Source organism: Providencia sp. PROV150, from assembly GCF_028481025.1.
GTDB lineage: Bacteria > Pseudomonadota > Gammaproteobacteria > Enterobacterales > Enterobacteriaceae > Providencia > Providencia hangzhouensis.
The window spans coordinates 187023-198155 of sequence record NZ_JAMPPJ010000021.1; the positions used below are offsets into that span (position 1 = coordinate 187023).

The following is an 11133-nucleotide window of genomic DNA, read 5'->3' on the forward strand; positions in this document are numbered from 1 at the left end:
GTGCCTATCTCATCATAATATTGACAATAAATATCAAAGTTCAAATATTTAATATATAGGAATTACGGAGAGGAATTACGGAATTATTCTGATTCACTCTCTCTTGAAAATGTTCCATAAACTTCATCAATCAATTCATTGATGGTGTTTTGCCATAATTTAGGCAATGAAGCCTGCCATACCACATCAATCCCCCATTGGGCTTGTTCACAATGTTGAATTGGAATAAAGCGGATATCTTTTGAGCTAATATTTCTTGCACTATAGGGTAAAAGACTTATGCCAACCTCAGCGGCTACAAGGGCAATTAATGTTTGAATATCATTTGCTTCCTGAGAGGGTGTAATTGATAAGCTTTCATATTGTAGGTAGCTCTGAATTTGCTGATGAAGCTTTGAACCACGCTCTGCGCGTAATAACAATAAAGGAAAATGGGTTAGATATTCTTTCATTGATAATAAAGAGACCGATTTTTGTGCTACTGCTAAGGCAAGAACTTCAGATTTTAATGTTTTGCTCTCTAAGTTATCGGTTGCTTTAAAAGCAAATTGACGAGTAAAAGCAATATGCAATTCATGGGCTTGTAGCTGTTTCTCCATTTCGTGAGAAGGCATATCATCCAGTTGGATTGGAATATTTGGTAATTTTTCACGTAGCCGTGCCACAAAGAAAGAGGCTTCTTGAAATGTTGATATACCAAACCCGACGGTTAACTTTATAGGGGGCTGTTCTCGAAGCACTGCGGATTGGTGTAAAAATTCAGTGGTTTGAGTGAGTACTTGTTGTGCATAGGGAAAAAGTATTTTCCCATGAGGAGTCAATATTGCACCATGACGTCCCCGCTCAAATAGTACTATATCCAATTGTTTCTCAAGAAGTTGAATTTGTTTTGTTAAAGCTGGCTGACTAATATATAGGCGTGATGAGGCTTCGCGGTAATTTTTTGTCTCTGCGAGAGTGATAAATGCACGGAGTAGTCGAGTATCCATAGTTGTTAGCCAGTTCCTGATAATAGAAGACGCTATAACATTTCTATTATGAATGCTATAGCGAGCCATTGACTTTAACTATTATTGCTTTTCTTGATGATAAGGGGAATTCTCAGAAGCAAAACGGACATGGCGAATATCCGTTTCGTAACCCAGAGTTTCAGTGATGATTCGGTAGAGCTCAGGGCGTCTTCCGGTTAACCAGCGACGGCCATTCGAGGTAGGCAATAAATCTAATTCAAGATCCGCGATGATGATATCATCATCTATTGCGCAGCTTTCTTTAATTACTCGTCCGTAAGGGTCTATGATCATGGCGTTTCCGGTTCGAATTTCATCATCATCTAAGCCAACGCCATTACTAAATAAATAAAATACACCATTATCATGGGCTCTGGAGGGTAACCAGCGCATTAGCCATCCGCGCCCATGCTCCCCTAGACATGCATCTAATAATGCTTGAGGATTTTGTTTTCTATTTTCCCAGAGACGAAGGTCGAGCGGTTTCATGCCATGGGGGCTACTCGAATGAGTTCCACCTGTTTGATGGGGGGCAAGAATAATATCTGCACCAAGTAGCGCGTTGACGCGTGGATTTTCAATTAAGTTATTATCCCAACAAATTAAAATACCGACTTTTACCCCCCATGGCGTATCAAAAACAGTGTAATTGTCTCCGCTATGAATGGCGGGGTGCTCAAAGGCATGTAATTTACGATGAGCGTGGTATTGGCCATCTGGCATACAAGCGACCCAAGTATTGTAGCATTTGCCATCTAATCCTTTTTCAATCAACCCAACCCCGATAATCATGTTTAATTCAATAGCCCGTTGGCGGATTAATGCTAATGACGGGCTATCATGTAAAGTTTCACTTAAAGCATAAACGGCATCATCTGGTAGCTTCGGCACGTGCCAATAACCAGTAATACACATTTCAGGTAAAACCAGTATTTTTACCTTCTCTTGGGCGGCCTGAGTAATAAACTCATGGATACGTTCTAAATTGTAGGTTTTGTCGCTAGGACGGTGTTGGAACTGGACAGTTGCAACCCGAAGCTGTGATTGTGCTGGCATCATTTTTATCTCCTTAGTTAGGGAAATAAAAACATGTAATTTGAGCTAAAAATAATGAGTTATTTTCTCATTCCATAACGATAGGTTATTGAATGAATCTGTCTGGTCACCAATATTAGCATTTTTATACATAAATTAACGTAAAAAGAGATGTTGAAATATATATAATACGGAAAAATAGCCTAGTTAAGTGTAATCTTCCTAGGTTGTCCATTTTGGTTTAAAGCGTATCAGGTCAATTATTCCTCAATGAAATGCTTTCATTTAGTGAATCAAGCATACAAATGCTCTTTATTCTCGGTATTAAAAGCACAAATTTAACCTAAGCTATATGTGAAACATACAATAATAGTAAGCATTTCCCTTGTTGTTTTGACTGATTTCTTGTGAAAGTGCGAGGTAAAACTCTTGTTTTACTCGTTTTATAGTTCCAGGTAGTGCAATTATTATGTTTTCTTTTTGTTATATTTCATTTTTACCTTGTTGATCTGCAATAGACTTTTGTGTTTTGTTACAATTGGAAACAAGTATAACATATTGTTATTTATACGTTATTTTTGTTGGTGATTGTTGTTTTTTACTCGAAATGTGAGTTATCGATGGCTATCAATATTGTTATTACTCTTAATATGAATAACTTGATTTGTTTATGAGTAGATAGCGACCAATAAAAAAAAATTGCAGTTTTTTATATCCTATAACTCTTATTATGAGTAATTAAAAATACTATTAAATTAAATTAAATTAAATGATAAGAATAAAAAAACCATTGTTAGTTGTTTTTTTGAAGCAAACATTAAAAATGTAAAAAATAAATTAATTTATAAAAATAAGTATATAAAAATACTTAGGAATCAATGAATACCATGTAAAATTAATTATAAATGCCTTCATTCCATTATAAATTAAGGCGTTGTTATATTTTTGGATGTTACCATTGATAGTGGTAATTTGTTATTTTTCTTTAATATCAATTAGTTGTATATTATTTGTTTATTTAAAAAAGAATAATAACTAATATGAATTATGTGTTTTTTATATTATATGATAATGCAAGCTAAAAAAATGAAATATTGATAGGTTTCAGTGGCTTTAATTTATTCTATCGATCGTTACAAACAGTTTTACTTTTATATATTGAAAACTATAATTAACTCAAATTTCGTGTTTTAATTGCTTTGTTCTTTTTTGATTTTTTATATAATCAGTGCAATTTATTATGTGAAATTTTTTGATTTGTAATATAATTTAGCCATTTAATATTTTAGGTTATTTTGGGCTATTGTTGATGATAAATGTAAATCGTATAGTAGGCAGAGAGATTAGAAAAAGAAGAAAGCATTTAGGGCTTTCAGGCATCGAATTAGCTAATCTTGTTGGTGTTAGCCAACAACAGATTTCACGTTATGAAAGGGGTGAGTGCAATATAAATATTGAAAACTTGCACACCCTTGCTAACGCTTTAGATACAGAAATGATTTGCTTTTTTATTGATGATGTTTTTATCAATAAAGGAAGTAATTAATTTTAAAAATTAAGAGTAATCTAATTATAAAAACATTCATATTTAAAGTTAACTAAATATCTAAAAAAATAGAAATGTAGTATTTTTATTTTTTTAGTAAAAATCTAACTTTCTTATTTTTACCTTTACATTCTCAGCAAATAAATATCAACCTAGTAATTTATTGATTATTAGGTGATTGGTACATCTGTCGTCTTTTTATAGGAAAATATAAATGAAATTAACTAAGATTGCATTAGCTACAATTATCGCTTCTTCATTTGGTATTGCACAGGCAGCACCTGTAGATCAAGGTAGTGGTGTCATCAATTTTACTGGTAAAGTTATTAATGCACCTTGCTCAATCCCAGGTGACGGTACAATTAACGTTGACCTCGGCCAAGTTGCAAATAAAGTATTAGAAACTGGTAACAAATATAGCCAAAGCGTTCAATATAATATCCAGTTAGAAAACTGTGATTTAGGTGAAGTTAAAGATGCTAGCGATGTAGTTGTCTTCCCTGCAGTTAGCAAAGTTAAAGTAACTTTCACGGGTACTCCAGATACTACAGCAAAAGAATTACTGGCTAATACAGGTACTTCTAAAGGTGTTGGTGTTCGTTTAATCAACGCAGATGGCGCAACAATGAAAGTTGGTGATACCAGTGTTGAGCTGCCATTAGCGGATGGTCCAAATAAATTAGTATTCAGTGCACGTGTTGAAGCAAATGGTAGCAAAGTTGAAACTGGTAGCATCATTTCTCAAGCAACTTACGCTTTAAACTACCTGTAATTTTTTATTTAAAATAACAGGCATGTATTTGCCTGTTATTTTTCTTTCTTTATTTTTATTTTTCTTACAGGGAACATCATGTCTCTATTTCCTCAGTTTAAAATAAATAAAATATTATTTTCGATTGCTTTGGCATTTTCCTTTTCTGGAATGTCTAATGCAGTGGAATTTAATATGAATATTATTGATGCTAAGGATAGAGATAATATTGACTTAAGTCAGTTTTCTAACCCAGACTTTATTCCTGCAGGTGAATATCTAACGGATATTACATTAAATGGTCGAAAATTATCAGGGCAATATTTAATTAAATTTATTGAAGAGAGTAAAGATACCTCAACACTCTGTGTTACACCAGAGATGGTAAATATTTTTGCATTAAAAAAGAAAGTTAAGGAAGAACTTCTGCAAAATAATAATGGCCAGTGTATTGAGCTATCTAAAAATTTAGATATTAATTATCGCTTTGACAAAGCTAACCAGAATATCTTATTTTCTATTCCTCAAGCTTGGTTAGAATATGATGACCCGTACTGGGTTCCACCTTCCCAATGGGAAAATGGAATTATGGGTGCATTTCTTGATTATAACCTGTTTGCCAACTATTCCGCTCCTAAAAATAATAGTGAAACATTCAGTGGTAGTAGTAACGGTACCGCTGGCGTTAACTTAGGGGCTTGGCGTTTCCGCGCTGATTATCAATATCAATATAATCGCTCCCAAGGTAAAACGAATGAACGGTTTGATTGGACTCAGTTATATGCCTTTCGTGCTTTGCCTCAAATGGGTGCAAAAGTTTTACTTGGTGAGTCTTATTTGAAGACTGACTTATTTGATAGTTTTCGCTTTATAGGGGCATCTATTTTTAGTGATAATCGAATGCTTCCACCGTCACTACGTGGTTACGCGCCTCAAGTGACGGGTATCGCTAAAACGAATGCAATGGTGATTATTTCACAGAATGGGCGTGTGATTAAACAAGTTAAAGTCGCTCCAGGGCCATTTAATATTCAAGATATTACTGAAGCGGTACAAGGCACTTTAGATGTCACCATTGAGGAAGAGGACGGTTCAAAAACCACTTATCAAGTGACGGCGGCATCGCTGCCATTTTTAACTCGTCAGGGCCAACTGCTTTATAAATTCACTATGGGTAAATCTGACCCATTTGGCCGCTCGCAGAAAGTTGACCCTAAGTTTATTGTAGGGGAAGCTTCCTATGGTTTATTTGGTGACACATCCATCTTTGGCGGGTTAATTGCTACGGTAGATAATAACAATTACCAAGCGATAAACTTAGGAATAGGGCAAAACATGAATATGTTTGGCGCTATTTCCTTTGATATTACTCGCACTCATGCAAATGTAGATAATTTTGGCTCTTATTCGGGTAACAGCTACCGTTTAAATTATTCTAAACGTTTTGAATCTACCAATTCGCAGGTCACATTTGCAGGTTATAAGTTTTCTGAAAAAGAATTCTTAACTATGCCTCAATACATTGATGCAGCGAATGGTGTGCTTGATTTTAGACGTGACAAAAACGTGTATACTGCGTCTTTTAACCAATATATCAGCCCGTTGGACTTAACTGTCTATTTTAATGCTTCTCACCATCAATTTTGGAATAGTGAATCTACGACAAACTTTGGTATGAGTTTTAGTAAGCTATTTAGTATAGGGCAAATTAAAAACATTTCCGGCACCTTATCACTTAATAAAATTAAATATGAAGAGACGGATGATAATCAAATTTATCTTTCTTTCTCCGTGCCACTTGAAAATGGTGCTTCAGTCAGTTACGACGCTCAATATGCAGATAATGACCATAGCTTTGGCCAATCGGTAGGTTATTACAGCCCGAACGAGAATAATAACTACTGGAGTATGCGTGTTGGTGGTGACCAGCACAAGCTTGGACGTGCTGAGCCAAATATCAGCGGTAGTTATCAATATTCATCGCCTTATGGCGTGTTGAATGCTAATGCGACAGAAAATGTGAACTCATATCGTGCTTTTGGCGGTAGTTGGTATGGCTCCATGACAGCAACGAAATATGGCGCAGCTATGCACCGTAACGGGACTAACAACGAACCTCGAGTGATGATTGATAGTGACAATGTCGCTGGGATTTCTATTAATAATGGTGAATCTGTCACGAACCGATTTGGGATTGGTGTTGCGACAAGCTTAAATAGTTTTTCTAATTCAGATGTTTACATTGATATGAATACACTGCCTGACGATGTGGATGTCAATGACAACATTATTGGTAAAACATTAACTGAGGGTTCAATTGGTTTTCAGAGAATAAAAGCGAACCAAGGAAAACGTATTTTAGCAGTTATCCGTTTGAATAATGGGAATTATCCACCGCTTGGTACCAGTGTGACTGAATTAAGTACAGGAAGAGAAGTCGGAATTATTGCAGATAGTGGTGTTGCTTATTTAACGGGTGTGGCTCCAGAAGAAAGCTACATAGTGAAATGGGCTGCTGGCGCAAACCAATGTAGTTTGAATTTACCTAATATTGCCGAAAAAAATCAGGGGAAAGTCCTGATCCCTTGCCAATAAAGGAATGATGTATGAGTAAAAAGTATGTAGTAGCTTTAGGATTTTCATTAGTTTTTGTCGGCATGCAAGTTGCGTCTGCTGCGATTAATATTGACCGTACACGGATCATTTTTCCAGGCAAAGATAAATCAATCAGTTTGGTTATTAATAACCAAAGCAAAACAATGCCCTACTTAGCTCAATCTTGGATGGAAGATGAAAAAGGGAATAAGGTTTCTGAACCTTTTACAGTTTTACCTCCAATGCAACGTGTTGAGCCGAATGCTAAAAACCAAATAAAAATTATTAAAACAGAGGGAATAGATGCTCTTCCACAAGATAGAGAATCTCTGTTCTATTTAAATGTGCGTGAAATTCCACCGGTGACAGATAAAGAAAATGTCGTACAGATTGCGATTCAAAGCCGTCTCAAAATGTTTTATCGACCACCTCAAATCGAAAATAACAGCGATAAAGTATGGGCTAAAGAGCTGAAATATACGCACACAGGTGGGCAATTACTTATTGAAAATCCAACTAAATATTATGTGACATTGGGTTATCTCAGTAATAATAACCAGAAAAATTTTCCTGGTTTTGAAAGTGTGATGATTGCCCCGCTTTCTAAGGAAAGTGTTCCCGTACCAGCAAGCAGTTTTAATCAGTTATATACCGGTTATATGGATGATTACGGTGGTATGAAAATGTTGACTTACCAATGCGCTGCGTCGACCTGCCAGCTGTCAAAAGAGAGCCAATAGGATTTTAGATATGAGAAATTGCTACTTTTCAATATGTCTTTTTATGCTATCTCTATGTGGAAGCCAAGCTTATGCAGATAGTAGCATGATGAGAGGTGATCTTAATTTTACGGGAAATGTGGTGGCATTGCCTTGTAAGATTTCATTTTACTCGATAGATCAAAATATTGAATTAGGACCAATATCTCTGAATTACTTTAATGAAATTGGAGACAGAAGCCCTAAGCATGAAATCAAACTAAAGTTTGATGATTGTATTTTTCCAAAACGCAATCGCGATGATAGGGTTCCGGTTGTTCGGATCATGTTTATTTCAGAACCAACTGAAAGTACAGACCGTAATTTATTTGGTGGTAAAACCATTCTAAATGGTTATGGGATTCGATTAATGGATAAAGACGGCAATATTGTCCCCAATGGTGAATACCGTAGTTATCCAATCTATTTTGATGATAACCAGCAAATTACGATTTATTCCATGCTAGAGAGTTATCTACCAAGAAATGAATTAACAGTGGGTAATATTAAAACGCAAATTACCTTAAATATTACTTACATATAAGGTGTATAAATCATGATACACAAGTTTATTCAAAAATATGGTTTTTATATTTTATTTCTATTCGTTTTTATTAGCCCAAAAACCTTTGCATTAGATTGTGTGGAAAAGGGGACTGGAGTCGTCGAAAAACCCGCAGTTCCTGTAGGTCAATTGGCCATTCCTGCTGATACAACGGCAGGTTCTATTATTTGGCAATCCGACCCTTTAACAGTAACCGTTTATTGTGACAATGTACTTGGTAATGCTGTTGACGTTGTTCATATGTATTTTAATCCGAAATCTCAAAAACTTGGGACAGGGTTATTACTAGGCGCGAATTACCAAGGCCAACAATTGGAACAAAATGAGCAGCGTGTCAACTTAGGGACTCCACCTATTCGCCGCGGAGAGAATGTCACGGTAACAGTGACTTTTACACTATATATCAAAGTGACGGGTATTGTTCCTCCTTCAGGTAACTACACAGGGGATAACCAATTTACGGTTTTCCAGTTTGATGGAAGTGGTGGGATAAACCATACCAATGGTGCAAAAAACTTGAAGTATTCTATTACTGGGCTACGAGGTATTCGCTTTCTCAAGTGTGGGGCTGATATTAAAGTTTACCCAGAGTCACAGCAAATTGACTATGGTCAGTTAATGATCACTGAGCTTAATCAAGGAAAAGAGTTTAAAAAAGATTTTCAGATACAAGCGGTGAAGCGGGGCTGCTTAGATAATTTTTCCATGAATATTAACTTCGAAACTACAGACCCGTTAAATGGAGAGTATGCCATTGATCTAAAAAACGGGACTAATTTAATTATTTCGGATGATAAAGCGGAAAAAATAAAATTTAATTACTTCCAGTTTTTCGGAACACTCCCCTTAGGGAGTACATCGATTACACGTGACTACAGTGCGACGGTTAAAAAGGTGGGAGCGGTAAAAACAGGACCATTTAGCGCCTCAACGATTGTCCGTATTAACTATTATTAACATTAATCCGAAGAGATGGCTAAAAATACATGATGAAAATCAATATATTGATTTTCGGCTGATAACGCAAAGCGGGAAAAATCACACTGTTATCCCACGTTGTCAACAACCAAAGAGCAGGCCAAAAGCCTGCTCTTTGCTATGTTACATCGTTATGCAGTGATATAGGCTAACGAAATTTAGCGCATTCCTTTGCGCTAGAGTGGCAAATCTTATTTAACGCATTTACTGCAAGTCTCATTTTGGACTTGTTCAAAGAAGTTATTACCTTTGTCATCAACGAGAATGAATGCAGGCAGCCCCTCAACTTCCATTTTCCAAATTGCTTCCATTCCTAATTCTGGATACTCAAGGCAATTTAAACTTTTCACATATTCTTGAGCGAGAATCGCAGCTGAGCCACCGATACTACCTAAATAAAACCCTCCGTGTTTTTTACATGCATCAGTTACTGCCTGAGTTCGGTTGCCTTTCGCCAACATTAGCATGCTACCACCGTGGGATTGGAACAGGTCAACATAGGGGTCCATGCGGTTACCGGTTGTCGGGCCTAAAGAACCGGAAACCATATCTTCTGGTTTTTTGGCAGGTCCTGCGTAATACACCATGTGGTCTTTAAAATATTGAGGCAATTCTTCACCGTTATCTAAACGTTCTTTAAGCTTAGTATGCGCAATATCTCGAGCAATAATCAGTGGCCCGCTGAGAGAAACACGTGTTGATACCGGGTGTTTACTCAGCTCAGCCAAAATATCTTTCATTGGGCGGTTGAGGTCGATATGTACCACTTTTCCTTCAGCTTGGTTACGCATAGATTCAGGAATGTATTGGGCTGGGTTATGCTCCATTTTTTCAAGCCATAAACCGCTTTTGGTAATTTTAGCTTTAATATTACGGTCGGCAGAGCAAGAAATGGCTAAACCGATTGGGCAAGAGGCACCATGGCGAGGTAAACGAATAACTCGTACATCGTGAGCAAAATATTTACCACCAAATTGTGCGCCAAAACCAAGATGACGAGAAGCTTCTAATAACTCATTTTCTAGTTCAATATCACGGAAAGCACGGCCGTACTCATTACCTGTGGTTGGCAGGTTGTCGTAGTATTTTGCGGAGGCGAGTTTGGCTGTTTTCAGTGTTGTTTCCGCTGAAGTACCGCCGATAACGAAGGCAATATGGTAAGGCGGGCAAGCTGTTGTTCCTAAGTTACGCATTTTTTCAATTAAGAAATTTTTTAACTTGGCTGGGGTTAAGGTGGCTTTTGTTTCTTGGTAAAGTGCTGATTTATTTGCTGAACCGCCGCCTTTGTTAACAAATAGGAAGTGATATTCATCACCTGTGGTCGCAAAAATGTCAAACTGTGCTGGCAGGTTTGTGCCAGTATTAACTTCATTAAACATATCTAGCGGTGCATTTTGAGAAAAGCGCAGGTTTTCGTGTTGGAAGACATTATAAATCCCTCGAGAGAGGTACTCTTCGTCATTGCAGTCTGTCCAAACTTGTTGGCCTTTTTTCCCAACAACCGCAACCGTTCCTGTATCTTGGCAGTTTGGCAAAATACCTTTTGCAGAAATTTCAGCATTGCGAAGTAATTGTAACGCCACGTATTTGTCGTTTTCGCTGGCTTCTGGGTCTTGTAAGATAGCGGCGACTTGTTTCTGGTGCGCAGCTCTTAAAAAAAACTGGGATTCATAAATTGCGTGTTCTGCAAGGAGAGTTAATGCCTCAGGTTCTATCTTTAAAATTTGCTTACCAGCAAATTGTTCTACAGAAACATATTTATCAGAGACTTGGAAATACTCAGTTTTATCCTCAGATAATGGATAAGGTTCTTGGTAAAAAAACTCTTTATTAGCCATTTTGCTCACTCACATATTAATTTCAGTGGAATTTCCAAAGGTAATCACCCGAAGGCT

At 36.7% G+C, this 11133-nt stretch carries 9 protein-coding genes; 6 read left to right on the forward strand and 3 right to left on the reverse strand.

The window, feature by feature from the left end; all coding sequences use genetic code 11:
• Window positions 1-83 precede the first annotated feature (83 nt).
• Together PSE83_RS14740 and PSE83_RS14745 are read right to left on the reverse strand one after the other, a co-directional pair.
• The gene (locus PSE83_RS14740; protein ID WP_004259132.1) at window positions 84-989 is read right to left on the reverse strand and encodes a LysR family transcriptional regulator; all 906 of its coding nucleotides are present in this window, start codon (window positions 987-989) and stop codon (window positions 84-86) included.
• Window positions 990-1070: 81 nt separating this feature from the next.
• Window positions 1071-2066 carry a nitrilase family protein gene (locus PSE83_RS14745; RefSeq protein ID WP_172767584.1) on the reverse strand — a complete coding sequence of 332 codons (996 nt, stop codon included), beginning with the start codon at window positions 2064-2066 and terminating at the stop codon, window positions 1071-1073.
• A 1288-nt stretch (window positions 2067-3354) separates the two neighbouring features.
• On the opposite strand from PSE83_RS14745, the gene PSE83_RS14750 reads away from it, so the two are divergent.
• The 6 genes from PSE83_RS14750 (at window position 3355) to PSE83_RS14775 (ending at window position 9217) form a co-directional block, all read left to right on the forward strand.
• Entirely contained in the window at window positions 3355-3591 is a 237-nt protein-coding gene (locus PSE83_RS14750) for a helix-turn-helix domain-containing protein (RefSeq protein ID WP_164565549.1), read from the forward strand.
• A 214-nt stretch (window positions 3592-3805) separates the two neighbouring features.
• Entirely contained in the window at window positions 3806-4363 is a 558-nt protein-coding gene (locus PSE83_RS14755) for a fimbrial protein (protein WP_004259129.1), read from the forward strand.
• A gap of 78 nt (window positions 4364-4441) precedes the next feature.
• Window positions 4442-6937: a fimbria/pilus outer membrane usher protein gene (locus PSE83_RS14760; protein WP_262961034.1), complete on the forward strand. Its 2496-nt coding sequence runs from the start codon at window positions 4442-4444 to the stop codon at window positions 6935-6937.
• Window positions 6938-6948: 11 nt separating this feature from the next.
• Window positions 6949-7677, forward strand: a complete 729-nt coding sequence (locus tag PSE83_RS14765) for a fimbrial biogenesis chaperone (protein ID WP_004259120.1) — start codon at window positions 6949-6951, stop codon at window positions 7675-7677.
• A gap of 85 nt (window positions 7678-7762) precedes the next feature.
• Window positions 7763-8239, forward strand: coding sequence for a fimbrial protein (locus PSE83_RS14770; RefSeq protein WP_226617002.1), 477 nt, complete (start codon window positions 7763-7765; stop codon window positions 8237-8239).
• Window positions 8240-8251: 12 nt separating this feature from the next.
• The gene (locus tag PSE83_RS14775; RefSeq protein WP_004259112.1) at window positions 8252-9217 is read left to right on the forward strand and encodes a fimbrial protein; all 966 of its coding nucleotides are present in this window, start codon (window positions 8252-8254) and stop codon (window positions 9215-9217) included.
• 212 nt (window positions 9218-9429) lie between these two features.
• Here the strand turns inward: PSE83_RS14775 and PSE83_RS14780 are convergent, their stop codons facing one another.
• Window positions 9430-11076 (reverse strand): fumarate hydratase, encoded by a 1647-nt coding sequence (locus PSE83_RS14780; protein WP_004259110.1) that lies wholly within the window; start codon window positions 11074-11076, stop codon window positions 9430-9432.
• Between the last annotated feature and the right edge of the window lie 57 nt (window positions 11077-11133).